The following is a 25,435-nucleotide window of genomic DNA, read 5'->3' as shown; positions in this document are numbered from 1 at the left end:
TCATGGCCGGATTCTGGGATTAGCATCAGAGGAAGGTCGAATGACTACTCGCAATGTACGCCTACCGCCTTTAAATTCTCTTAAAGTCTTTTGGGTAGTCATGCGTCATGGAAGCTTTCGTGCTGCCTCCGAAGAACTGCTCATAAGCCCCCAGGCTGTTAGCCAGCAAATCCGTCTGCTAGAAGACATCCTGGAGGTTCCTCTTTTCGAGAGAAAATCTCGAGTTGTTGAGCCAACCGAGCAAGCGAAGATCCTTTCTCCTTTTGTTCAGGCTGGCTTCGACGAGTTGAGTGAAGGGGTGAGTCGAATTACGCAGGCGGATTATCGAAATAGAATAAATATCAATGTAAGTCCTTACTTTGCGATGCGCTTTTTGATGGAGCGGCTGAATGGCTTTCGAGAGAAAGAGCCTGATGCCGATATGCGTCTCACTACGATGGTTAAGCTTCCTGATTTTGCAAAGGATGATGTGGATGTTTCTATTCAGTGGGGTTTTGGACAGTGGAAAGATTTTGATACTAAGTTGCTCGTTAAAGATCCTAAGGTTATCTGCTGTTCACCAGAGTTTTCAAAAAATCTAAAATCTATCAACGATTTGTCCAAAGTTCCTTTGCTCCATCCTGTCTTGGCGAATGATTTATGGTCTAGAGTTCTTGATTATCTAGAAATAGATGAGCATGAGCGTGGAAGTGAATTGCAGTTCCAAGATGCTGCCACAATGAGAAGGGGAGCGATTTCAGGTCTTGGTGTTGGCCTGATATCTAAAATAGATGCCTTGGACGACCTTCGGGTTGGTAGACTTGTTGCTCCTTTCGGTGCGGATACGCTTGAAAAAATCCCCGACAAAGATGTTCCGGGATTTTATGTTGTTATGCCAAGAGCGCATAAGCGAGTGAGCATAATTAACAGCTTTTGGGAGTGGATTGTCACTGAAAACTGGGAGCCTGAGTTGGATGCTATTTGAAATTTGATTTTTTTCATATCCTGATGACTGTTTTAGATATTTATTGTATGTCTTTTTTTGAGTTGCTGCTTAAGAAGTTAAATACTCCTAAGGCGACTAGCATAGCAACAGATGACATAAGCATCCAAACAGCATTCATTAACTGCCTACCATCAACGTCGTTAAAAAGAGATTTGAACATTAGGAGTAGTGCCTCTATTGAAACTGCGATTATGATTGCTGTCATAAACCTGCTAATCGTGCGTTGTGTTGTTTCATGATGCCCCATGCTTTTATCAAAAAGCACCTCTTCCTCCAATATTGTTTTCCCTAAGTCAAAAATCGACATTCCTAGAGTTATCATAACCACTATGCTAAATGAGCTGGTTTCTATATTTTCGCCTGATGCGAGTGCAAAATACATTGATTTTACTGAGGCGTAAACTAAAAGAAGGGCTACTGCTATAAGCATTACTCCAATGGTCCCGTAATATATTTTGAACCATGGAGTGATTTTGTTTGCTAGTTCGTTGCCACTCAAATAGTTTATAAGTCTTTGTAGGTTTATGTTTATTACCAAATATCCTGAGTCTACGCTATTTTTCTCATTAACATGCTGAATAGAAGAGATTGATAGCTTGTGTGTTATATTAGATAGATATGGCTTTGTTATTATGACTCTACTTTTGCTTTCTTTGGCGGCTATCATATAAGGTCGCTCGCTACGGTCACTTCCTATTCCCAAGTTCCTTCTATGACGATCACTGACGTTTTTCGCGTATGCCGACTCGGTTGTCTGCACACCTGCTTCGTCTACGCTGTAGAGAAGTTCTACAAATGGGTATGCTTGACTTAGCTCAATTGCAAGCTCTCTCTGCTTACTGCTATTATTTATGTAGTGGTGACCGTTGATACTCGTCATCATGGATTCCATGAGGTTATCTATAGTCTTTAAATTATCTTGGTATTGTTTAAGAAGATTTATTTGATTTTTCGTTCGCATGTTTTAAATCTATCTCGTGAAGAGGTTGATAGGAGTGGGATTTCATTCTAGTTTTGCATGCTGATAGATTTTTAGTGTTAAGTTTTACTTCTTGTTAAGAAAGCTCTTCTTGCTTTATTCCTCTATTATATATGGATAATATCGTTGATATGCTGAGAAGCTTGACGCTTTATAAGTATATTTTTGCTTTCGCAGTTCTATAGTGGAATATAGGGGGCTTCATGAAAATCCTCGTCGCGGTCAAACGCGTCATCGACTACAACGTCAAGATCCGTGTCAAGCCGGATCACTCCGACGTCGACCTCACCAACGTCAAGATGGCCATGAACCCCTTCTGCGAGATCGCCGTGGAAGAGGCGGTGCGCCTGAAGGAGAAAGGCGTGGCCAGCGAGGTGGTCGCGGTCACCGTGGGGCCCAAGGCCGCCCAGGAGCAGCTGCGCACCGCCCTGGCGCTGGGCGCCGATCGTGCGATTCATGTCGAGAGCGACGAGCGTGTCGAGTCGCTGGGTGCCGCCAAGGCGCTGGCCAAGCTGGTCGAGGAGGAGCAGCCGGGCCTGGTCATCCTCGGCAAGCAGGCCATCGACACCGACAACAACCAGACCGGTCAGATGCTCGCCGCGCTGACCGGCCTGCCCCAGGGCACCTTCGCCTCGGAAGTGGCCGTCGACGGCGACAAGGTGCAGGTGACCCGTGAGATCGATGGCGGCCTGCAGTCCGTCGAGCTCTCCCTGCCGGCCATCGTCACCACCGATCTGCGCCTGAACGAGCCGCGCTACGCCAAGCTGCCCGATATTTCACGTTCGGTGCTTGGGGACGTCATGGATAGGTGCCCATCTATTGTTACGTGGGCACCTAATGTCGCTGGCCAGCGCCTTTCGCGGAAGGTGTGTTCAGCGGCCGCTTACTGAGTGGCATCAGTGCCGCCAGCTCAGCCGTGGCGGAGTGTTCCAGGCACGTGAAGACCCCAAGCATGCTATTGCGTGTGATTGGGTAAGGCTGATCCCGAATGGCGCATATGGAATGAGTGCGCTGAGCGCTCTGGACGAGCCGCCGGCGCTTAGTGATCAGTTGTCTCTCAACTCTTGCTGAGGGGCGTCAATCGCCCAGGGGCGACAACATCGGAAGCAGGGTGGATAGCCTCTTTGGCTTGGCTGTGTCTCTCTGGAGGTGAAGCCTGCGGTCCTGGCCGTCAACGGGGCTGTCATGGTGAGATGCGAGGCACACAAAACGCGTAAAAATGCCCATGCGCTCCATCAGGCCCCGGGTAGTTTCATCTAGCAGGCGACCGGAGTATCCAGGATTTCGCTGTTGTTGAAGGGAAGCATGGGGGGCAAGAAGTAATAGGCTGCAGGCTGCGAGTCGGCAGGGGCTATGAAGGGGAGCTACGCAGGGGAGGGCGGTTATCCCGGGCGAGGCTCCAAGGACAGGCAGGGCAATCTACTGACTCCTTGCCGCTACCTGCCATCCCGTCAACCTCGCCCAGGGCCATAGCTAGCCTAAGACCGGCTTTTCCCGTATCACAGGATGCCGGTTAGTCGGCCTTGAGCATATGAACCTGCTGCTGTGGGAACGGGATAGAGATGCCTTCCGCATCGAACGCCTTTTTCACTCGCTCTTGCATGTCCCAGTTGAACGGCCATAGATCGCCGGCCTTGGTCCAGACGCGTACGGTCAGATTCACGGAGCTGTCACCAAGACCGCCAACCACCACCAGGGGTGCTGGATCTTGCAGGGCGCGCTCGTCTTCAAAGATCAGGCGCTGCAGGATGGCCTTGGCCTTGTCGATATCATCGTTGTAGCCGATGCCGAAGGACATGTCGCAACGACGCGTCTCATAGACACTCATGTTGGTCAGGCTGCTATTCGAGAGCTGGCCGTTAGGAATCACCACACGGCGATTATCGAACGTATCGATGATGGTGTAGAGGATGCTGATTTCACGCACGGAGCCGACGAAGCCTTGAGCCTCGATCGTGTCGCCTACCTTGAACGGCTTGAAGAGCAGAATCAAAACGCCGCCGGCAAAGTTTGCCAGACTGCCTTGCAGTGCCAGGCCCACTGCCAGGCCGGCAGCACCGATAATGGCCACGAAGGATGTCGTGGCAATACCGATCATGGAGGCGGCCGAGATCAGCAGCAGGATCTTGAGGATGACGCTAACCAGGCCGCACAGGAACTTGTTCAGCGTGGGGTCCTTTTTGGCCAGCCTGCTATCTAGAGCCGCGACGAACCGATTGATCAGCCATAAGCCAATCGTCAACGTGATGATGGCCAGCAATACCTTGGGGGCGTAGGTCATCATCAGGGCAATGGCCTGATCAAGGTATTCAGTCGCGCGACCATCGGCGCTGAGCAGGTCATCCATGTGAGAGTCTTCTGATTCCTTGAGATTTCTGGATTTTGGTGCAATACGCCGACGGTCCGACGCCGAGAGGTGTTCGGATCGTTTGGGCAGGAGAGCGGAGGGAGGGAAGTGGCGCCCCCTTCAGGATTCGAACCTGAGACCTTCCCCTTAGGAGGGGGACGCTCTATCCAGCTGAGCTAAGGGGGCAGCACGCGGCGCATTATAGAGAAATGCGCGGGCGAGGGGAACCGGCAACAAGACGTCATTGGCGACAGATGCCGTTTCGGATCACAGCGATTCGAGGTGTTATGGAGATGAGCCGGAGGCGGCTTGCGGGTAGAATGCCGACATCTTCTTTCAGGGTCGCCCCATGACACTCCCTTCGTCTCCGCCGTCATCTTCACCACTCTCCGTCCATGGTGATCGGCACTTCGATGGCCTGGCCGACAAGTTCGCCGCGAGCCTCTATGGTGGCGTGCGCGGTGAGCTGCGCCTGGCGCTGCTTGACCGCCTGCTGCCGGAGATGCTCGACCTGCGCGGCCAGGCGCTGCTCGACGTGGGTGGTGGCCTGGGGCAGCTGGCCGGCTGGTTTGCCGAGTGGGGTCACCCGGTCACCCTGGCCGAGCCCTCCGCCGAGATGCTCAAGCGTGCACGCGAGGCGCTGCTGGAAGCATCGGCCGAGCGCGAGATCATCTTGCTTCCTGCGCCCCTGCAGGCGTTGCCCGAGCAGGCCCCCGGGCCCTGGTCGCTGATCGCCTGTCATGCGGTGCTCGAGTGGCTGGGGGATCCGCGGGCGGCACTGGCGACCCTGGCCGGCCTGCTGGCCCCGGGTGGCCAGCTCTCGTTGATGGCCTTCAACCGCGATGCCCTGCGCTTCTCCAATGTGGTCAAGGGTAATCTGCAGAAGGCCCTGGATGACCGCCTGGAGGGCAAGGGGCTGCGTCGTCGACTGACGCCGATCTCGCCGCTGACACACGCCCAGATCATGGCCTGGAGTGCCGAGCTGGGCCTTGAGGTGCGCGAGGTCGCGGGCATTCGGGTCTTCCATGACTATTTGCGCAGCCCCCCGCAGACTGATGACGACCGCGAGCGGCTGCTCGAGCTCGAGTGGCGCTACTGCCGGGTCGACCCCCACTGGCGGTTGGGCCGCTATCTGCTCTATACCCTGGTGCGCCGTGATACCCCGGTTTCACCCGCCTCTTCATCAGTCTCTTCACCAACCTCTTCATCAACCTCTTTACAAGACCAGGAGCCCCTGTGATGCATGCCGAGACACCCCGCGCCGAGAATCCGGTCTGCCAGCTGCTGGAGCGCCAGGCCGCCGACTATCGCGGTTGGTGGTGGGTGGCGCCGCCACGGGACACCTGGCTGGAGGCGGCGGGGCAGGGGATGGCGATCAGTGCCGACCTGAGCCTGCGTGAGGCGTGGCAGGCCGCCGGCGGCAGGGCACATTCCCCCTTTGCGCCCGAGCTTGCCGGTGACGAGCCCGGCCCGGCCGGGGTGGTGCTGTTCTGGCCCAAGAGTCATGCCCTGGGTGAGTGGTGGCTGCTGTGGTTGTGCGCCACGCTGCCCGAGGGCACGCCATTGCAGCTGGTGGGTGAGAACCAGGGCGGCATCAAGCGGGTGCTCAAGGTGCTGGCCGCCCTGGGGCTGGGGTGTCGCAAGCTCGACAGCGCGCGGCGCTGCTCGCTGTTCGAGAGCCGTCTCGGCCGGGTGGAGATCGACCCGGCGGCGGCCTGGACCACCTTCGATGCCGGCCTGGATGACGAGCCGTTGACCCTGGCCAGCCATCCGGGTGTATTCGGCCACGGCAAGCTCGACGATGGCACTCGGCTGCTGCTGGAGAGCTTGCCTGGAGCGCTGAGGTTCGAGGGTCGCGAGCTTCTGGATATGGGCTGTGGTGACGGCATCCTCGCCGCCTGGCTGGCACGCCAGGGAGCGCGGGTCAGTGCCGTGGATGTCAACGCCTTCTCGGTGGAGGCGACCCGGCGCAGCCTGGCAGCCAACGAGCTGGCCGGCGAGGTGCTGGAGAGCGATGTCTACTCGGCGCTGGCGGAGCGTCAGTTCGATGCCATCATCAGCAACCCGCCGTTTCATCAGGAGCGCGCCATCGATTACGGCCCCGCGGCGCGGCTGATCGGCGAGGCGCCGGCGCACCTGCGCCCCGGCGGGGCCTTGATCATCGTGGCCAACGCCTTCCTGCCCTATCCGGACCGGCTCGAGCGCGCCTTCGGCAGCTTCGAGATCCTTGCCGACGATCGTCGCTATCGGGTCTATCGTGCCATCAAGCGCTGATCAGGCCTGTGGGTCGCGGTAGTCGATCTCGGTGATGATATAGGTGGTCTCGCCGCCGGGGGCGGCCACCGTGACCTCCTCGTCCAGGGGCTTGCCGAGCAGCGCCTTGGCCAGCGGTGAGTCGACGCTGATCCAGTGCTTGTCGGGGGCGATCTCGTCGTGGCCGACGATGCGGGTGCGCATCTCCTCGCCCTCCTCATCCTCCAGGGTGACGAAGGCACCGAAGTAGACCTTGCCGGTATCCGCCGGCAGCCGGTCCACCACCGTCAGCTCGTCGAGCCGCTTGGTCAGGTAGCGAATGCGCGCGATGACCCGGTTCAGCTCCTTCTTGTTGTACGTATAGTCTGCGTTCTCCGAGCGGTCGCCCAGGGCCGCCGCCTCGCCCACCTTGGCGGAGAGGGCGGGGCGCTTGACCCGCGAGAGATGGTCGAGGATGCCGCGCAGCCGCTCGGCGCCCTCGGCGGTGATCAGGTGGCTCTTGGGTTCCTGGCGCGGATCCTTGGCCGGGTCGCGCCAGCGGATCATGTTACGGCCTTTCATGGTGTACCTCGTGATTCATTGCTTGGCGGTATCTGGCGGGAACATACGCCAAGCGAGTGGCGAAGGCCAAGGCGGCGACTGCTGTTGAGTGACTCGACAGGTTGTTAAGGTCGCTACGATGGCCGACCTCGTGCAGGCAAGCCGAGCCGCATTCGATAAAGCCGAATGCAAGGGGCTGTCCGGTGGGAAAGGGTAGGGAGTCGGTGCGCTTGGCTGAGTGCCAGATTTGGAGGTGGACAGAAGCACAAGGAGCCCACTCGGGGCTCCTTGATAAGTCTACTCGCTGCCTGCGAGTCAGGTACGGGCCTCCTTTTCGAGAGCAGCCTGTGCCTTTCCCTTGAAACTTTGGCTGAACAGCACGATCACCGCCACAGCGAAGAGGGCCGGGAACAGCCAGATGCTTTTCCAGTCGTGCAGGTCGCCGCTGGTGTAGTGGTCGGTAACCATGCCCGCGATCCAGAAACCGATCAGCATGCCGACACCGTAGGTGGCGAGGGTGATCATGCCCTGGGCAGAGCTCTTGAAGCGCTCGCCGGCCTTGCTGTCGGTATAGATTTGACCTGTAACAAAGAAGAAGTCGTAGCAGATGCCATGCAGGGCGATGCCCAGGATCAGCATGTAGAGACCACTATCGGCGTTGCCGAAGGCGAACAGAGCGTAGCGCAGAGACCAGGCAAGCATGCCAACCAGTAGTGTCTTCTTGATGCCGAAGCGGCCGATGAAGAGCGGCAGCAGCAGCATGAACAGCACTTCGGACGCCTGACCGAGGGTCATCTTGCCGGTGGGGTTGGCGACGCCGATATCGGCCAGAAATGGATTCGCATTCTGGTAATAGAAAGCCAAGGGAATGCAGATCAGCACCGAGGCGATAAAGAAGGTCGCGTAGTTGCGATCCTTGAGCAGGGACAGGGCATCCAGGCCGAGGATCTCGCGCAGGCCGACCTTGCCGCTGGCCTTGGGCGGTGTGGCGGGAAGCGTAAAGCTGTAGATCCCCAGGGCCAACGAGGCCAGGGCGCCCATCAGGAAGGTATTGCGCAGCAGGCCCGCAGAGATACCTACAGCGGAGTCCCAGGCGAATCCATAGCTGATCGTCAGGCCAGCAACGATCCAGCCGAGGGTACCCCAGACGCGTACCTTGGCGAACTCGGTGGCCGGGTCGCGCATCTGGCGAAAGGAGACCGAGTTGACGAGTGCCAGCGTCGGCATATAGATGACCATATAGGCCAGCACCAGTGGATAGAAGGCAGCGAAGTCGTCGGCCAGATAGAGGCCGTACATCAAGGCCGCGCCCAGCAGGTGCAGCACACCCAGCAGGCGCTCGGCACGGAAGTAGCGATCGGCGATCAGCCCGATGATAAAGGGCGCAATGATCGCCCCCCAGGATTGGGTGGCGAACGCCATGCCGATCTGGCCGCCACTGGCTTCCAGATTGCGGGCCAGAAAGGTGCCCAGGGTGACGAACCAGCCCCCCCAGATAAAGAATTGCAGGAACATCATCAAGCTGAGACGCGGACGTAGCAGAGTCATGGTGATTACCTAGTTTGTTGTGTTGTGTTGTGATGAGGGGCTAACTCAACCCCAGAATGCGGCGATTGGAGGAGGTGCTGGCCTCGCCGCCGGCGAAGTCATCGAAGGCGTGGCGGGCGCGCTGGATCAGGTGCTTGGCGATAAAGGGAGCACCCTCGGCGGCGCCCTGAGCGGCATCCTTGAGGCAGCACTCCCACTCCAGCACTGCCCAGCCGTCGTAGCCGTACTGGGTCAGGCGGCTGAAGATTCCCTTGAAATCGACCTGGCCATCGCCCAGGGAGCGGAAGCGTCCGGGGCGCTCGACCCACTCCTGATAGCCGCCATAGACACCGCTGCGGGCGCTGGGGGTGAACTCGGCGTCCTTGACGTGGAACATGCCGATTCGCTCGTGGTAGCAGTCGATAAAGCCGAGGTAGTCAAGCTGCTGCAGCAGCAGGTGACTCGGGTCGTAGAGGATCCTGGCGCGAGGGTGATGGTCGACGGCGTCGAGGAAGCGCTCGAATGAGGCGCCGTCGTGAAGGTCCTCTCCAGGGTGGATCTCGAAGCAGAGGTCTACGCCGGCGTCATCGAAGGCGTCGAGTATCGGCCGCCAGCGCCGGGCAAGTTCGGCGAAACCCTCCTCGACCAGGCCAGCGGGGCGCTGCGGCCAGGGGTAGACGAAGGGCCACAAGAGGGCGCCGGAGAAGGTGGCATGCGCATTTAACCCGAGACGCTGGCTGGCTTTTGCCGCCAGCATGAGCTGTTCGACGGCCCAGGCCTGACGGGCCTGGGGCCTGCCACGTAGCTCGGCGGGAGCAAAGCCATCGAATAGTTCATCACAGGAGGGATGTACCGCGACCAGCTGGCCCTGAAGATGGGTGGAGAGCTCGCTGATCTCGACACCGGCCTCGGCGCAGCGGCCCTTGAGTTCATCGCAGTAGGCCTGGCTCTCGGCGGCCAGCGCCAGATCGATGAAACGCGGGTCTCCGGTCGGAAGCTGCAGGCCTCGGTAGCCCAGGCCGGCGGCCCAGCAGGCACTGGCGTCGAGGCCATCGAAGGGCGGCTGCTCGCCAATAAACTGGGCGAGAAAAATCGCCGGACCGCGAATGCCGGTGGTGTCACTCATATAGTGGCTCCTGTTGAGTCGATGGCTGGCAGGGGAACCCAGCGACTGCCCTCGGCCTGGCTGTGGGTCACTGCCTCGATAAAGGCCATGCCACGCAGGCCCGAGGTCATACCGGGAACGCCGGGCACATCGCCTCGTTCGCCGCGACGAATCGCCCGAGCGAAGTCTCGATAGAGGTTACCTAGAGCCTCGAGGTAGCCCTCGGGGTGCCCGCCAGGCAGGCGCAATCGCTCGCGGGCCTCGGGAACCAATGAGGGTTGGTCGATGCCGGCCCGCAGCACGCGCAGCGGTTCCCCGCGAGAACGATGGATCAGGCTGTTGGGCTCCATCTGGTGCCACTCCAGGGCGCCCTGTTCGCCGTAGAGGCGGATCTTGAGGGCGTTCTCCTCGCCGGTGCTGATCTGACTGGCGATCAGGGTACCGCTGGCACCCTCGACGGTGCGCAGCAGTACGTCACCGTCGTCGTCGAGGCGACGTCCCTCCACATGGCTGCCCAAAGCGGCGCACAGTTCGCTGATGTGCTGGCCGGAGACGAATTCGGCGAGGCCGAAGGCGTGGGTGCCGATATCGGCCATGCAGCCGCTGATTCCGGCCAGGGCCGGGTCGGTACGCCAACCGGCCTGCTTGTTGTCCTGGTGCTCGAGGGCATCGCCGAGCCAGCCCTGGGGGTACTCGACGTGGATCTTGCGCAGTCGCCCCAGGGTGCCTGCAGCGATCATGGCGCGGGCCTGCCACACCATGGGGTAGCCCAGGTAGGTGTGCGCCAGGCCAAATAGCCCAGTGTGCTGCCGCCAGGTATTGGCCAGCCGCTCGGCTTCGGCAAGTGACAGGGCGGCGGGCTTTTCGGAGAAGACATGGAAACCGGCGGCCAGGGCGGCCTCGGCAATAGGCACATGCAGATGATTGGGGGTGGTGATCACCAGCAGCTGCATGCGACGGTCAATGGGCAGGGCGCATTCACCCGCCAGTAGCGCCTGCCAGTCGTGGTAGAGACGCTCCTCAGCAAGGCCGCAGATAGCGCCGGTGCGCGCGTTGTTGTCGGGATCGCGGCTGAAGGCGCCGCAGACCAGATCGAAGTCGCCGTCAAGAGCGGCAGCCAGGCGGTGGACCTGGCCGATAAAGGCGCCTTCTCCGCCGCCGACCATGCCGAGTCGGATTCTTGGGGTGGGGGACATCGCATGCTCTTGTGTCGGGAGTGGATGAGCCATAATGTGACCGCCTGTATCGATGTAACCGGTTACATTATTGTCTCAGCAATCTAGAAGATCCTGTCCGGAAGGGGCAATGCGACCAAGGTCGACACGTTGTTATCTGAAGGCAAACGACACGTCGCGGCTGATACCGTGCGTGGTAAGGTCACACCTGGCTGGTCCAGGGCCATGTGGATCGAGCTTGTCGAGATCGTCTGCTGATTGGTCTTATGTGCCGCCACAAGTCGGGATAAGGACGCATGTCAAATATACGTAAGGTTGCTGAGTTGGCGGGGGTCTCAGTTGCCACCGTTTCGCGCACTCTGAAATCGCCCGATATCGTCTCGCCGGCGACTCGGGACAAGGTGCTGAAGGCCGTCGAGGCAGCGGGCTATCGGCCCAACCGGATGGCGGTGCAGTTCCGCTCGCGGCGTACTCATAACCTGGCGGTCTTGGTACCTACCGTGGCCAACACCTTCTTCGCCCGGGTGATCAGCGGCATCGAGCAGGCGGCCCAACAGCGCGGCTATGGCGTACTGCTGTGCAATACGCAGGGGCGGGAGGAGGTCGAGACTCAGTATGCCGGCATGGTGGCAGCCCGCCAGGCCGATGGAGTCATTCAGCTTCGTGCTTTCAATCCGTTTCCTGGCGACGCCGTGACGCCGGGACAGGCGCTACCCATGGTCAATGCCTGCGAGGTGCTCGACGAAGCACCCTGCTCCACGATTCAGCTCGATAACCGGGCCGCGGCCAGGGAGCTTACCGAGCATCTGATCTCGTTGGGGCATCGGCATATCACCATGATCCAGGGGCCGCGCCGCAGCCCGTTAACCCGTGAGCGAGTGGCTGGCTATCGTGATGCGCTGGAAGCCGCGGGCATTCGCTTCGATGCCAGCATGCTGTACGGCGGTGACTTCACCTTGGCTTCCGGTTATCGAGCGGCGGGAGAGTTGCTGGCGGCACCGGTCTTGCCCACGGCGATCTTTTGCGAAAACGATGAGATGGCGATCGGTGCTATTCGCCGTATTCGGGAGGCTGGGTTATTGGTCCCCGACGATATTTCCATTGCTGGGTTTGATGATATTGCCTTTGCCTCCTTCAGCGAGCCACCGCTGACCACCATTGCTCAGCCCGCTGACACCTTCGGCCGCCGCGCAGCGGACATGTTGATTGATCTATTGGAGTACCCGGCCACGCCGGTACGGCATGAGACTCTGCCTCATCGGCTGGTGGTACGTGACAGTACCGCCCCCTGTGCTTGGCGCCCCGAGTAGGTGCCTGAGAGCAGTCCTGGTAACCCGTCGGCACCTTCTGCGGTGATCACAGGAGCAGGTGGGGAGAGCGACTGGCGAATCATTCAAACGTTCGTTACATTCGGGGTGGGATCACAATACCAACACCCGAAGGAGAGCCGAGATGATACGACGTCGACTGCTGACAAGCGCCATGGGGCTGGGCGTTAGCCTGAGCCTGGCGGTGCTTCCTGTGGCAGCCGCCCACGCCTGGGAGGCGCGGGTGGAGGGCATGAAGAACCACTGGGAGCGGGTGGTGACCGAACAGCCCGAAGGGGAGCGTGCCGATGGCCTGAAGGCTCTGGCCGGCCAGGCCGAGCGGCTGGTGGAGGAGCACCCGGATGCGGCGGTGCCGCTGGTGTGGCAGGGCATCATCGAGGCCTCCTGGGCTCGGGAGCGTAGCGGCCTTGGGGCGCTCTCCAGTGCCAAGAGCGCACGCGCTGCCCTGGAGCGGGCGGTCGAGCTCGACCCCCAGGGACACAATGGCTCCGCCTACGTCACCCTGGGCGCGCTCTACGATCGCGTGCCGGGTGGCCTGGTAGGCTTCGGCGACAGCGAGACCGCCGAGCGCATGTTCCAGCAGGCCCTGGCCATTCGTCCCGACGGTATCGACGTCAACTTCTACTATGCCGCCTTCCTCAAGGAAGAAGGGCGCCTGGACGAGGCCCGCGAGCATGCCCGGCGCGCCGTGGAAGGGCAGGCTCGGCCGTCTCGCACGGCCTCCGACGAGGCGCTGCGCGACGAGGCCCGCGAGTTGTTGGCCAGTCTCTGAGGACTCAGGGCTATCGCAATTGGCTGTGGCAGTCGTTGGCCAGGTATCGCGTTCAAGGTTGGCATCCCCGGTGTCGATCACGATAATGGGGCCTTTCCTGTGACCGGAGAGCGCCATGCGTGACCCGCGCGAGATCCCGGATCTGGCTGCCGCACCCTTCACCCGTACCGATGTGGAGCTTGTCGAGCGTCGTTGCCTCCATCAGGGCTTCTTCCGTCTGGAAGCCCTGCATCTGCGCCACCGCCTGTTCCAGGGTGGCTGGAGCAAGCCCATGGTGCGTGAGGTGCACCAGCGCCACGACGCCGTGGGAGTGCTGCTCTACGACCCCGAGCGCGATGCCGTGGTGCTGGTGGAGCAGTTCCGTGCCGGTGCCATCGATGATCCCGAGTCGCCCTGGAAGCTCGAGGTCGTCGCGGGCCTGGTGGAGCGGGGCGAGAGCGTTGCCGATGTCGCGCGCCGTGAATGCCAGGAGGAGGCGGGGTGCGAGGTGGGTGAGCTGATCGAGCTGCACACCTACTATCCCAGCCCCGGCGCCTGCAACGAACGGGTTACCCTGCTCTGTGGCCTGGTCGATAGCCGCGGCCTCGGCGGGGTGCACGGCCTGGACGAGGAGCACGAGGATATTCGCGTGCATGTGCTGTCGTTTGCGCGGGCCTGGGAACTCCTGCAGTCTGGACGACTCGACAATGCCATGTGCCTGATCGCCTTCCACTGGCTGGCCGGTGAACGGGCCTCATTGCGAGCGAGGAGGTAGCGTGCCGACGAGAAGCGCCTATGTGACAGATCTGAAGAGCCTGCAGGGCGAGTGCAGCGCCAACTACCTGCGGCTGCTGCGCCTGATGGGTGAGCTTGCGCCCGGTGAGAGCCGTGAGGTGGAGCTGGTGAGCCACGGCCATCGTGTGGGACAACTGTGTCTCAAGCTGCAGGAGCGCGCGCCCTATACCAGCATCGTGCGGGTCACCCAGCGCGGCATCCTCGACGACTACCTCGAGACGCCTCGCATGCGTGTGCATCTCTATCATGATGCGCGCATGGCCGAGGTCACCGACTTCCAGCGCCAGCGCCACTTCCACGGCCGCTATCGCTATCCCAATGCCCAGATGCACCAGCCGGACGAGAAGCTGCAGCTCAACCGCTTCCTCGGCGAGTGGCTCGAGCACGGTCTTGCCCACGGCCACTCCCTCGACGTTCCAGCGCTGCGCTAAGCGGCTGACACCCCGGAGCCTGCCATGCCTCGCCTGGTCCAGATCAGCGACTGCCATCTATGCGCCGACCCAGAGGCCCGCGGCCGGCGCGGGGTGCCGCTGCGCCAGCTGGAGGCGGTGGTGGCGGCCGTCAACCATGAGCGCTCCGACCTGGTGCTGGTCACCGGTGACATCAGCAACGATGACAGCGCCGCCTCCTATGCGCTGGCACGACGCACGCTGGACACCCTCGATGCGCCCTGGGAGTGGCTGCCCGGCAATCACGATGTGCTCGCCCCCATGGCCGAGACTCGGCCATTGAACGACGAGCTGACCCTCGGCCAGTGGCGACTCCTGCTGCTCGACACCCATCTACCCGGCCAGCCCCACGGCGAACTCGATGCGGCGGCCCTGCAGGCGCTGGATCGTCGCCTCGTCGCGGAGAGATCGCGGCCGGTACTGATCGCCATGCATCACCCGCCCCTGTTGGTCGGGTCCGCCTGGCTGGATGCCATCGGCCTGCGGCGCAGGGAGGCATTCTGGCAGACCCTGGCTCCCCATTCGCATGTCCAGGCGATTCTTTGTGGTCATATCCACCAGGCCTTCGTCGGGCGCCATGCGCTGGAGGAGGGCGAGGTCATGGTCTACGGCTGCCCCTCCACCATCGACCCCTTTCTGCCGGGCAGCGAGCACTTTGCCGTCGACCCGATCGCGCGCCCCGGGTATCGCGTCATCGATCTGGAAGAGGAGGGGTTGACGACGCGGGTCGAACGGGTCGATATCTCGATATAAGTTATAAAAAGATAGTTATTGATTCTTTTGGGTTATTATTGGCCCGGCGTTACCCTGCTAGACATCGACAATCGACAGCGTCCCTGTCCTTTTTGCCATGTCATGCGAGGTAACCGGCCATGACCCTGCTTCATGCCCCCAAGCGCACGGAGGCGCCCGCGGCGACTGCCGTGCCCGACCCACGGCGGCTCACCCACCTCAAGCAGCTCGAGGCGGAGTCGATCCATATCATCCGCGAGGTGGTGGCCGAGTTCGCCAACCCGGTGATGCTCTACTCCATCGGCAAGGATTCGGCGGTGATGCTGCATCTGGCCCGCAAGGCCTTCTATCCCGGGCCGCCGCCCTTTCCGCTGCTGCATGTCGACACCACCTGGAAGTTCCGCGAGATGATCGCCTTCCGCGATCGCATGGCCGAGCAGGCGGGCATGCAGCTGCTGGTGCACACCAATGAGGAGGGGCGTGCCGCCGGCATCAATCCCTTCGATCACGGCTCCAGCGGCTATACCGATGTGATGAAGACCCAGGCCCTCAAGCAGGCCCTGGACCACTACGGCTTCGATGCCGCCTTCGGTGGCGCACGCCGGGACGAGGAGGCGAGCCGCGCCAAGGAGCGGGTGTTCTCCTTCCGCGACCGCTTCCACCGCTGGGACCCCAAGAATCAGCGCCCCGAGCTGTGGAACCTCTACAACGCCCGGGTCAACAAGGGCGAGTCGATCCGTGCCTTCCCGCTCTCGAACTGGACCGAGCTGGATATCTGGCAATACATCTACCTGGAGAGCATCCCCATCGTGCCGCTCTACTTCGCCGCGCCACGCCCGGTCGTGGAGCGTGACGGCATGCAGATCATGGTCGATGACGAGCGTCTGCCGCTGGCAGAGGGTGAGGTCCCCGAGGAGAAGTGGGTGCGCTTTCGCACCCTGGGCTGCTATCCGCTTACCGGGGCGGTGGAGTCGAAGGCGGCGACACTGCCCGAGATCATCCAGGAGATGCTGCTGACCCGCACCAGCGAACGCAGCGGCCGCGCCATCGACCACGACCAGGCGGGCTCAATGGAGAAGAAGAAGCGCGAGGGCTATTTCTGATGTCACACCAATCGACCCTGATCGCCGACAATATCGAGCAGTATCTGAATGAGCATGAGAACAAGGACCTGCTGCGCTTCATCACCTGCGGCAGCGTCGACGACGGCAAGTCGACCCTGATCGGTCGGCTGCTGCATGACTCCAAGATGATCTTCGACGACCAGCTGGCGGCGATTACCCAGGCCTCAAAGAAGAGCGGTACCACCGGCGAGGAGGTGGATCTGGCGCTGCTGGTCGATGGCCTGCAGTCGGAGCGCGAGCAGGGCATCACCATCGATGTGGCCTACCGCTTCTTCTCCACGGATCGTCGCAAGTTCATCATCGCCGACACCCCCGGGCACGAGCAGTACACGCGCAACATGGCCACCGGGGCCTCCAATGCGAGCCTGGCGATCATCCTGGTAGATGCGCGTCACGGGGTGCAGACCCAGACCCGGCGGCACAGCTTCATCGCCGACCTGTTGGGCATCCAGCACCTGGTGGTGGCGGTCAACAAGCTCGACCTGGTGGATTACTCCCGTGAGCGCTTCGAGGAGATCGTCGCCGAGTATCAGACGATCGCCGAGAAGCTCAATGCCCCGGATATCCGCTTCGTGCCGATTTCGGCGCTCAAGGGCGATAATGTGGTCAATCCCAGCGCCGCCATGCCCTGGTACAGGGTGGAGGGAGAGCCGGGGCCGACGCTGCTGGAGCTGCTCGAGACGGTAGAGGTCAGCCGCGATCGCAATCTCTCCGACCTGCGCCTGCCGGTGCAGATCGTCAACCGCCCCAATCTCGATTTTCGCGGCTATGCCGGCACCCTGGAGGCCGGTCTGCTGCGCCCCGGCCAGGCGATCAAGGTGCTGCCCTCGGGGGTGAGTTCAACGGTCGAGCGCATCGTGACCTGGGACGGCGATCTCGAGGAGGCCTTCCCCGGCCAGGCGATCACCGTGACCCTCGCCGATGAGCTGGATATCTCCCGGGGTGACTGGATCGTCGCCGAGTATGCCGAGGTGGCGCTCACGAATGTCTTCGAGGCGGATATCGTATGGATGCATGAGCAGCCCCTCGAGCCTGGCCGCCAGGTCGATATTCGTCTGGCCGGCCGTTCGGTGGCGGGGCAGGTGAGTGCCATCGATCATCAGGTGGACGTCAATACCCTGGAGCGTCACCCCGCCGAGCGCCTCGAGCTCAACGCCATCGCCCGCTGCCGGGTGACATTGACGGGAGAGGTGCCGGTGGATGAGTATGCGTTTAGCCCCGGTACCGGCAGCTTTATCGTCATCGACCGTCTGACCAATGTCACCGTGGGGGCCGGGATGGTACGCCGCATCCACGCAAGCGAGGGTGCCGCTCCCGGTGATATCGACTGGGCCGGTTTCGAGCTCGAACTCAACGCCCTGGTGCGCCGCTACTTCCCCCACTGGGAGGCCAGAGACCTGCGCGAGCTGCTCCGCCGAGAGCCATAAGCCGAGGGACCAGAGGAGAGTAGGCGGCGCGGCTAGTCGGGATGGCACAAGGAGAGGCTGCGCAGCATGAAATCCCCTATCGCGACCGTTCGCCCCGTTCTGGACTTCATCAAGCGGTTGGTGCGTACCGTCGCCAGCCCCATGAAGCACGATCATGGTCGTGGCGGCATGATGGTCCAGCCATATCGAGGATACGGCTCCCGCACGCGGGTCTTTCTGATGGGCCGGGTGTTCCGCCAGGCGCGACTCGGGCGGATGATCCCGCGCCGCGGCATGCTGCGTGACACCGCCGATGTCGTGCGACGGATCGCTCGTCGCGGGTACGCCGACGCCCGCGTGGAGATACGTCTCGGCGACAATAGCGTCGCCGTCACCACGGATAGGGATGGCTACTTCGATGCCCAGCTGGCCATCGCCTATCCGTTGCCCGAGGGGGTCGCCTGGCACCGGGCGGATCTCGTGGTCACGGCCGGCAGCGAGCCTCCCGTTCAGGCGAGCGTCGATGTCTTCGTGGCGCTGCCCGAAACGGATCTGATGGTGATCAGCGATATCGATGACACGGTCATGTACACGGGCGTCGCCGACAAGCTGCGCATGCTGTATCGGCTGTTCGTCGAAAAGCCCCATCGCCGCACCGCCTTTTCCGGTGCCGCCTCGCTCTACCAGGCACTGCATCGTGGCGCAGAGGGGCATGCCCAGCGCCCGATCATCTATGTATCCCGCGGCCCCTGGGCGATCTACGAGGTCCTGGAGACCTTCTTTCAGCTCAACCATATTCCCGTGGGACCCATCCTGTTCATGCGCGAGTGGGGCATCTCCCTTCGCCACCCCTGGCCACGGCGTGCCGAGGATCACAAGCGCGACCTGATCGCGCGCATGCTGGCCCTGTTCGACGAGATGCCCTGCATCCTGATTGGTGACAGTGGCCAGCATGACCCCGAGATCTATACCCAGATCGTCGAGGCGAACCCCGATCGCATCAAGGCGATCTATATTCGGCGGGTGGACGACAAACCGGATCGTGAACGCGCCATTCAGCGGCTTCGCGACCAGATTCGCCATACATCATGTGAGTTGGTGCTGGCCCCCGACAGCAACCTGATGGCGGAGCATGCGTATGCCAATGGCTATATCTCCTCCCATGGCGTGGAGGCCGTGCGTCGGGATATCGCCGATTGTAAAAACGACCCGGCGTGATCAGCCTCCTGGCGAGTCGCGTCTCCTGATACCCTCAAGGTCCCTATCGCCAGTTTGCTCGGGTGCCCGTGATGATCGTCTTGGTGATCGTTCTGCTGTTGGCTATCTTCCTGCTGCCCAATGCCTGGGCCCAGTGGGTGCTCAAGCGACATGCACGGGGGCGTGATGACTACCCCGGCAGCGGCGCGGAGCTGGCCGAGCATCTGCTGCGCCGCCTCGGCATCGAGGACGTTCGAGTGGAGGCGACCGAGCGGGGCGATCACTACGACCCCGAAGCGCGCTGCGTGCGGCTCTCCCCCGCGGTGTACCGGGGGCGCTCCCTCACCGCCGTCACGGTGGCGGCCCACGAGGTGGGGCATGCCATCCAGCATCACCAAGGCTATGCCCCGCTGCTGGCGCGCTCGCGGCTGGTGGCGGTGGCCCAGAAGGCCGAGAAGCTCGGCGCCCTGTTGATGATGGCCGCTCCCTTCCTGTTCGTGCTGACCCGCCTGCCCGGCGGGCTTGCCATCGTGGTGGCGGCGGCGGTGATCAGCTTCGGCACCGCCGCGCTGGTACATCTGGTGACCCTGCCGGTGGAGTTCGATGCCAGCTTCCAGCGTGCCTTGCCGCTGCTCAAGGAGTACATCCCGCCCGGCGACATGGCCGGTGCCCGCCATGTGCTGACCGCCTGCGCCTTCACCTATGTGGCGGCGTCGCTGTCGAGCATTCTCAACCTGGGGCGCTGGCTGGTGATCCTCAGGCGCTGAAGGCCTGGACGCCTGCGGAACGCATGGCGTGCGAAGGCGGGAACCCAGCGTGTGGCTGCTACAACCAACGGGTAGATGCGCCGCTGGCGCGCATCATCAACCCGCTGGAGGGGAGTCACCATGAATAGCATCAAGACGCTGACAATCGGACTGGGAGTGGCCGGGCTGCTGGGCGGTATCTCGTCACAGGCCATGGCCCATGACGAGGAAGCGCTGCGGCAGGCGCCGCCGGCATCACCCTATGTAAAGGTGAGTGATGCGCTGCCGCTGCCGGAGTTTATCCCCGGGCTCGGTACGCTCTTCGTCGACCCCGATACCCTGCCGGCCGGCCCGTTCCTGGCCTATGATCGCGAGGGGCAGCTGTCGGCCACCGTCTACATGACGCCGCTGGCCGCACTGGAGGAGGGAGCGGCCTTCAATGATATGGCGGTGGGCCTGCACCCTGTCGACTCGGTGGATATCTACTATAACGCCGGCCATCCCGGCGTGGATGAGCCCCATGCCCATGTCGTGCTGTTCCACGACAGCGAGGCGAAGGCGAGGCTGACCCCATGAGCCTGACTCGACGCCGGTTCCTGGTCATGAGCGGCGGCATCGCCGCTCTGGCCGCGCTGCCCCTGGCCATCGCCGAGCCGGAGCATGAGGTCGAGATCGCCATGCTCGGCACGGCGCGCGGCGAGCGGGTGTGGTTTGCGCCACTGGGAGTCGCGGTGGCGCCATCGACGCGCGTGTGCTTCGTCAATCGAGACCCCGGCAACAGCCATACGGCCACGAGCTATCATCCGGCGAACTTCGAGCGAACCCAACGGATTCCCGATGCGGCCGTCCCGTTTCACAGCGGGTTTCTGCTGCCCGGTGACACCTTCGAGGTGGTGCTGGATGCCCCGGGGGTCTATGACTACTACTGCCTGCCCCATGAGCGGGCGGGCATGGTGGGTCGCATCGTGGTGGGCACCCCGGAGACGCCGGGGTGGCAGGGGGCGGTCGTCGAGACGGTTCACGCCGCCGCCACCGCACTGGCGGCGCTGCCGTCGGTGGAGCAGATTCTTGCCCACGGCCAGGTGATGCCGGAGGAGGCTGCATGACATATCGTCTGCGCGGTCTTGAGTCGCCCGAGCGGTTGGTGCCGGCGCTAGCCGGTGAGGCAGAGAGCGAACTGGTTGCCCGGGCACGGCATGGCGACGAGGCGGCGGTGCGCGAGTTGGTGCGACGCTTCAATCCGCGGCTGTTTCGTGTCGCGCGTGGCCTGCTGGACAGCGATGCCGCCGCGGAGGAGGCGGTGCAGGAGGCCTACGTGGCGGCCTTCACGCGGCTCGATACCTTCCGTGGCACGGCGCGCTTCTCCACCTGGCTGACCCGCATCGTGATCAACCAGGCCAGGATGCAGTGGCGTCGTCGGCGTCCGCTGGAGGAGTACGACACCGTGGATGAAGGCGATACCGATGACACCGTGGTGGTCTTTCCCGGTATCGGCCCCGAGGCCCTCGAGGCGGGGCTCGGTCGCCGGGAGTTTCGAGCCCTGCTGGAGGAAGCCCTCGACGAGCTGGCGCCGGAGTTCCGGCTGCCTTTCTTGATGCACGAGGTCGAGGGCATGGGGGTCTTCGCCATCGCCCGGGACCTGGGCATCAATCCCGCGACCATCAAGACGCGGCTGTTTCGGGCGCGTCGCAAGCTGCGTGCCCGCCTGGAGGCGAAGATGAAGGGAGGCTTCGGCGAGGTCTTTCCCTTCGATGGCGCGCGCTGTGCCGGCATGGCGGGGCGTGTCGTCGAGCGGCTTGTGGCGGCGGGGCAGATCAACCCGCCCGGTTGGCGATGACCACCGCACGGCGCGGTGCCGGGTAGCCCTCTCGGGTGAGGTTCGGATCGTCGGGGTCGAGAAAGTCCGCCAGCGACTGGAAGGTCATCCAGTCGGTGGCGCGCTGCTCGGCGGTGGTGGTCACCGCCTCGTCCACCACGCGCACGTTCTCGAAACCACAGCGCTCGAGCCAGTGGCAGAGGGCGGCGGAAGAGGGCAGGAAGTAGACATTGGGCATGGCGGCGTAGCGCTCGCCGGGGAGCAGCACCGTGGTGGCATCCCCCTCGACCACCAGCGTCTCCAGCACCAGCTCGCCGCCGGGTCGGAGCGCCTCCTTGAGCTGCTGCAGATGCTCCAGCGGGGAGGGGCGGTGGTAGAGCACGCCCATGGAGAACACCGTATCGAAGAAGCCGAGATTCTCGGGCACCTCCTCGATGCCCACCGGCAGGAAGTGGGTGCGCAGGCCATCGGCATCGCCGACGAAGTGGCGTACCGCCCGGAACTGCCAGAAGAAACGCGGCGAGGGGTCGATCACCAGCACGAATTCGGCCCCGGCGCCGGCCATTCGCCAGCCGTGGTAGCCGCTGCCGCCGCCCACATCGAGGATACGCCGGCCGGCGAGCGGCGCCAGGTGTGGAGCGACGCGCTGCCACTTCCAGTCGGAGCGCCACTCGGTATCGATATGAATCCCGCCCAGTGAGAAGGGCCCCTTGCGCCAGGGGGCGAGTTTTCTTAGCAGGTTCTCGCACTGGCGACGGCGACTCTCATCGAGCGCGAGGTCGACGCTGACCGTATCGGCATTCAGCTGTACATGGCGCTCGTCGGGCAGCGCTGGCAGCTTGGCCACCGCCTTTTCCCAGGCGGGCAGGTCACCGAAGCGCTTGCGGTCGAGGCCGCGGGCGAGCTGGTCGGGCAGGCGCGCAAGCCAAATGTCGAGCCCCTGGTCGATAAAGGCCTGATAGAGCTCGCGGTGTTCGGCGGCGATCGGCATGGTTCAGACCTCGTCTGGCGTCGGCGTGGCGCCCCCCCTGGAAGCCTCATGTTTAAAGGCGATCAGGGAGGCAAAGTTGAGCAGCTGGAACCAGGTGTGGGTACGCGAGAAGCCGGCCTGGTCGAGACGCGCATGGTGCTCGGCCAGGGTGTCGGGCACCAGCACGTTCTCCAGCGCCGTGCGCTTCTGGCTGATCTCCAGATCGCTATAGCCGTTGGCGCGCTTGAAATCGTGGTAGCGCTCTACCAGCCAGGCGTTCTCCTGCTCGTCCTCGGCGCGGATCTTCTCCGAAAGCACCAGCACACCGCCGGGCTCCAGGGCGGCAAACAGACGTGCCACCACGGCCTCGCGGTCCTTCGGAGGCAGGAACTGCAATGTGAAGTTGAGCACGATCATGCCCGCCGGCTGATACTCCAGCTGACGGATATCGCCCTCGATCACCTCCATGGCGTGGTCGGGGCACTCGGCGGCCAGCGTCTCCCGGGCGCGGGAGACCATGGCCGGCGAGAGGTCGACCCCCGTGTAGCGAAAGGCGTCCGGGGCGAGTTGGCCGGCCAGGGCCAGGCCGCCGGCACCCAGCGAGCAGCCCAGGTCATAGACCCGGGCGCCGTGGCGCAGGTGGCGCTGAGCGATCAGCCCCAGCATGCCGAGTATCTGTCCGTAGCCCGGCACCGAGCGGCGAATCATGTCGGGAAAGCAGGCGACGACTCGCTCGTCGAATGAGAAGCGGGCCACCCGGTCGAGGGGTGTCGAAAAGATCGCGTCACGGTAAGATGCGTCACTCATGATCGGGCCAGATAGACGGAAACGAGCGCCATTCTACGCGTGCCGCCTCGCCCTCGCACCCGTCGCTTTCAAGGAGGAGAAAGGATGATCAACGAGAGCGCCGCCTGGCGTGAGCTCGAGGCGCATGCCGCTGAATTGAGCCAACGCCACCTGCGTGAGCTGTTTGCCGCGGAGCCGGATCGTCAGGCCTGCTTTACCCGCCACGCCGCGGGCCTCACCCTGGACCTCTCCAAGCAGCGCTGGTCCGCCGAGACCCTGACGCACCTGCTGGCCCTGGCCGAGCAGGCCGGGGTACCCGGGGCGATCGAACGCCTGCTCGCCGGCGAGCGAGTCAACGTCAGCGAGGATCGCCCGGCCCTGCACACGGCGCTGCGGCTGCCCGCCGAGGCGTCGCTGGTGGTGGAGGGGGAGGACCTGGTGCCCGCGGTCCACCGCACCCTGGAACGCATGACGGAGATGGTGGCGCTGTTTCATGCCGGTCAGTGGCGAGGCGCTACCGGCAAGCCGATCCGGGATGTGGTCAATCTGGGGGTCGGTGGCTCGGACCTCGGCCCGCTGATGGTGACCCATGCCCTGACCGACTATCGCCCCGATGACGTGCACACCATCGAGGTGCACTTCGCCTCGACCATGGATGGCTCCCAGCTGGCCGACTACCTGCTGCGCCTGAACCCCGAGACCACGCTGTTCGTGCTGTCGTCGAAGTCCTTCACCACCATCGACACGCTCTCCAATGCCAACACCGCGCGAGACTGGCTGATGGCCCGCCTGGCGGGAGGCGATGGCGTCGATACCGCGCTGATCATGCGCCAGCACTTTATCGGCGTCTCGGCCAGCACCGAGAAGATGAACGAGTGGGGCATCGCCCCGGCACACCAGCTGGAGTTCTGGGAGTGGGTAGGGGGGCGCTATTCGCTCTGGGGTGCCATCGGCCTGCCCATCGCCCTGGTGACCGGCATGTCGCACTTCCGGGCATTGCTGACCGGCGCCCACGCCATGGACCGCCACTTCCGCGAGACCCCGATGGCGGACAACCTGCCGGTGCTGCTGGCCCTGGCGGGGATCTGGAACGTCAACTTCCTGGATATTCGCGCCCACTCCATCCTGCCCTACGATGGACGCCTGGAGTACTTCGCCGCCTATCTCGAGCAGCTGGAGATGGAGTCCAACGGCAAGTCGGTGACCCATGAAGGGCGCGAGGTCGGCTATGCCACCTGCCCGGTGCTGTGGGGCCAGCTCGGCCCCAACGCCCAGCACGCCTTCTATCAGTTGCTTCACCAGGGCACCCAGGCGGTGGAGTGCGATTTCATCGCGCCGCTACGGCGCTACGATAGGGTCGAGGATGCCGCGACCCGGGCCCACCTCAAGGGGCAGCACCGCCTGACCCTGGCCAACTGCTTTGCCCAGTCCCGGGTGCTGATGCTGGGGGATGACGCCATCGACGACGACGGCCCGCGTCCCGGCCACAAGCGCTACCGCGGCAACCAGCCCTCCAGCACCCTGCTGCTCGATGAGCTGACACCTTCTACCCTGGGGGCACTGATCGCCCTGTATGAGCACAAGGTGTTCGTTCAGGCCACGATCTGGGGTATCAACCCCTTCGACCAGTGGGGGGTCGAGCTGGGCAAGAAGATCGCCGGTGAGACCCAGCGCATCCTCGAGAGCCACCAGGGGCTCGCGACCATGGATGCCTCCACGCGAGCCCTGATCGAGGCGGCCTGGGCAGCAGAGGAGTCCTTATGAGGCTGGCTACCTATACAGGTGTTGCGGTATGCTGAGTGGCTCGAGGCAGCCAGCGCCTGCGACCGGGGTGCTCTATCTTCACGGCTTCAACAGCGGGGCCGCCTCGCCCAAGGGCGTGTTGATGCGCCGCGCCTGCGAGGCCGTGGGAGTGCCCTGCATCACGCCCCAGCTGCCACACCAGCCGAGTGAGGCGCTGGCACTGGCGGAGTCGCATCTGTCCGAGCTGGGCGAGCGCCCAATGGTGGCGGGAAGCTCCATGGGGGGCTTTCTGGCGACCTGCCTGGCCGAGCGTTTCGCGCTTGCCGGGGTGCTGATCAACCCGGCGGTGCGCCCGGCGGATCTGGTGGCGGAGTGGGTGGGCGAGCGGTTCGTCAACGACCATACCGGCGAGCGGTTCACGATCGGCGAGCGACACCTGGTCGAGCTGGCGGCGCTGACGCCTGAGGCGGTTAGCCCCGAGCGCTATCTGCTGCTGCTGGGAACCGCCGATGAGGTGCTCGATCCGGCCCATGCCTGCGCGCTCTATCGTGGCGCAAGCATGCTGCTGCACCCCGGAGCCGATCATGCCTTCATGGTACTCGCACGACACCTGCCGGCGGTGCTGGCGCATGGCGGTCATGCCCTGCCGCCCAAGTGGCAGGCCAGCCAACACTAAGGAAC

General features: G+C 62.9%; 25 protein-coding genes, 1 tRNA gene and 1 pseudogene. 18 read left to right on the top strand and 9 right to left on the bottom strand.

Annotation, left to right across the window (positions count from 1 at the left end; genetic code table 11):
• Positions 1–40 precede the first annotated feature (40 nt).
• Positions 41–964 carry a LysR substrate-binding domain-containing protein gene (locus tag GRB80_RS08290; RefSeq protein WP_161423227.1) on the top strand — a complete coding sequence of 308 codons (924 nt, stop codon included), beginning with the start codon at positions 41–43 and terminating at the stop codon, positions 962–964.
• Positions 965–1,004: 40 nt separating this feature from the next.
• Here GRB80_RS08290 and GRB80_RS08285 read toward each other — a convergent pair whose 3' ends face one another.
• The gene (locus GRB80_RS08285) at positions 1,005–1,877 is read right to left on the bottom strand and encodes a PDC sensor domain-containing protein (protein ID WP_237561942.1); all 873 of its coding nucleotides are present in this window, start codon (positions 1,875–1,877) and stop codon (positions 1,005–1,007) included.
• A 290-nt stretch (positions 1,878–2,167) separates the two neighbouring features.
• Here GRB80_RS08285 and GRB80_RS08280 point away from each other — a divergent pair.
• Positions 2,168–2,749 (top strand): annotated as a pseudogene (locus tag GRB80_RS08280) (electron transfer flavoprotein subunit beta/FixA family protein); the annotation flags it as partial.
• 728 nt (positions 2,750–3,477) lie between these two features.
• Here GRB80_RS08280 and GRB80_RS08275 read toward each other — a convergent pair.
• Both GRB80_RS08275 and GRB80_RS08270 read right to left on the bottom strand, forming a co-directional pair.
• A complete protein-coding gene (locus GRB80_RS08275) occupies positions 3,478–4,311 on the bottom strand; it encodes a mechanosensitive ion channel family protein (protein WP_161423225.1) in 834 nt (277 codons plus the stop codon).
• Between the two features lie 109 nt (positions 4,312–4,420).
• A tRNA-Arg gene (locus GRB80_RS08270) sits at positions 4,421–4,497 on the bottom strand.
• Positions 4,498–4,660: 163 nt separating this feature from the next.
• Here GRB80_RS08270 and GRB80_RS08265 point away from each other — a divergent pair.
• Positions 4,661–5,551 carry a methyltransferase domain-containing protein gene (locus GRB80_RS08265; protein WP_161423224.1) on the top strand — a complete coding sequence of 297 codons (891 nt, stop codon included), beginning with the start codon at positions 4,661–4,663 and terminating at the stop codon, positions 5,549–5,551.
• Positions 5,551–6,585: a methyltransferase gene (locus GRB80_RS08260; protein ID WP_161423223.1), complete on the top strand. Its 1,035-nt coding sequence runs from the start codon at positions 5,551–5,553 to the stop codon at positions 6,583–6,585. Before GRB80_RS08265 ends, GRB80_RS08260 begins: the two co-directional genes overlap by 1 nt.
• Here GRB80_RS08260 and greB read toward each other — a convergent pair whose 3' ends face one another.
• From greB to GRB80_RS08240, 4 genes are all read right to left on the bottom strand, one after another.
• A complete protein-coding gene (gene greB / locus GRB80_RS08255; protein WP_161423222.1) occupies positions 6,586–7,125 on the bottom strand; it encodes a transcription elongation factor GreB in 540 nt (179 codons plus the stop codon).
• Between the two features lie 294 nt (positions 7,126–7,419).
• Complete coding sequence (locus tag GRB80_RS08250) at positions 7,420–8,652, bottom strand: nucleoside permease (RefSeq protein WP_161423221.1); 1,233 nt, start codon at positions 8,650–8,652, stop codon at positions 7,420–7,422.
• Positions 8,653–8,692: 40 nt separating this feature from the next.
• The gene (locus GRB80_RS08245; RefSeq protein ID WP_161423220.1) at positions 8,693–9,757 is read right to left on the bottom strand and encodes a sugar phosphate isomerase/epimerase family protein; all 1,065 of its coding nucleotides are present in this window, start codon (positions 9,755–9,757) and stop codon (positions 8,693–8,695) included.
• The gene (locus tag GRB80_RS08240) at positions 9,754–10,932 is read right to left on the bottom strand and encodes a Gfo/Idh/MocA family protein (protein ID WP_161423219.1); all 1,179 of its coding nucleotides are present in this window, start codon (positions 10,930–10,932) and stop codon (positions 9,754–9,756) included. Before GRB80_RS08240 ends, GRB80_RS08245 begins: the two co-directional genes overlap by 4 nt.
• A gap of 275 nt (positions 10,933–11,207) precedes the next feature.
• Between GRB80_RS08240 and GRB80_RS08235 the strand changes: the two genes are divergently transcribed.
• From GRB80_RS08235 to GRB80_RS08180, 12 genes are all read left to right on the top strand, one after another.
• A complete protein-coding gene (locus GRB80_RS08235) occupies positions 11,208–12,221 on the top strand; it encodes a LacI family DNA-binding transcriptional regulator (protein ID WP_161423218.1) in 1,014 nt (337 codons plus the stop codon).
• A gap of 142 nt (positions 12,222–12,363) precedes the next feature.
• Complete coding sequence (locus GRB80_RS08230) at positions 12,364–13,011, top strand: tetratricopeptide repeat protein (protein ID WP_161423217.1); 648 nt, start codon at positions 12,364–12,366, stop codon at positions 13,009–13,011.
• 115 nt (positions 13,012–13,126) lie between these two features.
• A complete protein-coding gene (locus GRB80_RS08225) occupies positions 13,127–13,765 on the top strand; it encodes an NUDIX domain-containing protein (RefSeq protein WP_161423216.1) in 639 nt (212 codons plus the stop codon).
• Position 13,766: 1 nt separating this feature from the next.
• Positions 13,767–14,216 (top strand): DUF1249 domain-containing protein, encoded by a 450-nt coding sequence (locus GRB80_RS08220; protein WP_132045274.1) that lies wholly within the window; start codon positions 13,767–13,769, stop codon positions 14,214–14,216.
• 24 nt (positions 14,217–14,240) lie between these two features.
• The gene (locus GRB80_RS08215) at positions 14,241–14,987 is read left to right on the top strand and encodes a metallophosphoesterase (RefSeq protein WP_161423215.1); all 747 of its coding nucleotides are present in this window, start codon (positions 14,241–14,243) and stop codon (positions 14,985–14,987) included.
• 119 nt (positions 14,988–15,106) lie between these two features.
• Positions 15,107–16,069 carry a sulfate adenylyltransferase subunit CysD gene (cysD, locus tag GRB80_RS08210; protein WP_202597188.1) on the top strand — a complete coding sequence of 321 codons (963 nt, stop codon included), beginning with the start codon at positions 15,107–15,109 and terminating at the stop codon, positions 16,067–16,069.
• A complete protein-coding gene (cysN, locus tag GRB80_RS08205; RefSeq protein WP_161423214.1) occupies positions 16,069–17,517 on the top strand; it encodes a sulfate adenylyltransferase subunit CysN in 1,449 nt (482 codons plus the stop codon). The genes cysD and cysN overlap by 1 nt, the downstream gene beginning before the upstream one ends.
• Positions 17,518–17,583: 66 nt before the next feature.
• Positions 17,584–18,714, top strand: coding sequence for an App1 family protein (locus GRB80_RS08200; protein ID WP_237561941.1), 1,131 nt, complete (start codon positions 17,584–17,586; stop codon positions 18,712–18,714).
• A 71-nt stretch (positions 18,715–18,785) separates the two neighbouring features.
• The gene (locus tag GRB80_RS08195) at positions 18,786–19,460 is read left to right on the top strand and encodes a zinc metallopeptidase (RefSeq protein ID WP_161423213.1); all 675 of its coding nucleotides are present in this window, start codon (positions 18,786–18,788) and stop codon (positions 19,458–19,460) included.
• Positions 19,461–19,580: 120 nt separating this feature from the next.
• Positions 19,581–20,015 carry a hypothetical protein gene (locus GRB80_RS08190; RefSeq protein ID WP_132045282.1) on the top strand — a complete coding sequence of 145 codons (435 nt, stop codon included), beginning with the start codon at positions 19,581–19,583 and terminating at the stop codon, positions 20,013–20,015.
• Positions 20,012–20,545, top strand: coding sequence for a plastocyanin/azurin family copper-binding protein (locus tag GRB80_RS08185; protein WP_202597187.1), 534 nt, complete (start codon positions 20,012–20,014; stop codon positions 20,543–20,545). The genes GRB80_RS08190 and GRB80_RS08185 overlap by 4 nt, the downstream gene beginning before the upstream one ends.
• Positions 20,542–21,276, top strand: a complete 735-nt coding sequence (locus tag GRB80_RS08180) for an RNA polymerase sigma factor (protein ID WP_132045284.1) — start codon at positions 20,542–20,544, stop codon at positions 21,274–21,276. Before GRB80_RS08185 ends, GRB80_RS08180 begins: the two co-directional genes overlap by 4 nt.
• On the opposite strand, the gene cmoB is transcribed toward GRB80_RS08180, so the two are convergent.
• Together cmoB and cmoA are read right to left on the bottom strand one after the other, a co-directional pair.
• Positions 21,254–22,246, bottom strand: a complete 993-nt coding sequence (gene cmoB / locus GRB80_RS08175; RefSeq protein WP_161423212.1) for a tRNA 5-methoxyuridine(34)/uridine 5-oxyacetic acid(34) synthase CmoB — start codon at positions 22,244–22,246, stop codon at positions 21,254–21,256. The two genes, GRB80_RS08180 and cmoB, sit on opposite strands and share 23 nt — an antisense overlap.
• Positions 22,247–22,249: 3 nt before the next feature.
• On the bottom strand, positions 22,250–23,032 hold the full coding sequence (cmoA, locus tag GRB80_RS08170) for a carboxy-S-adenosyl-L-methionine synthase CmoA (protein ID WP_161423211.1): 783 nt from the start codon (positions 23,030–23,032) through the stop codon (positions 22,250–22,252).
• Between the two features lie 84 nt (positions 23,033–23,116).
• Here cmoA and pgi point away from each other — a divergent pair, with 84 nt between their 5' ends.
• Positions 23,117–24,775: a glucose-6-phosphate isomerase gene (gene pgi, locus GRB80_RS08165; RefSeq protein WP_161423210.1), complete on the top strand. Its 1,659-nt coding sequence runs from the start codon at positions 23,117–23,119 to the stop codon at positions 24,773–24,775.
• Positions 24,776–24,803: 28 nt separating this feature from the next.
• The gene (locus tag GRB80_RS08160) at positions 24,804–25,430 is read left to right on the top strand and encodes a YqiA/YcfP family alpha/beta fold hydrolase (RefSeq protein WP_132045292.1); all 627 of its coding nucleotides are present in this window, start codon (positions 24,804–24,806) and stop codon (positions 25,428–25,430) included.
• Positions 25,431–25,435: the final 5 nt, after the last annotated feature.

Source organism: Halomonas icarae (assembly GCF_009901955.1).
GTDB lineage: Bacteria > Pseudomonadota > Gammaproteobacteria > Pseudomonadales > Halomonadaceae > Halomonas > Halomonas icarae.
The sequence above is the reverse complement of the archived record's forward strand: the minus strand, read 5'-3'. Positions and strand labels throughout refer to the sequence as shown.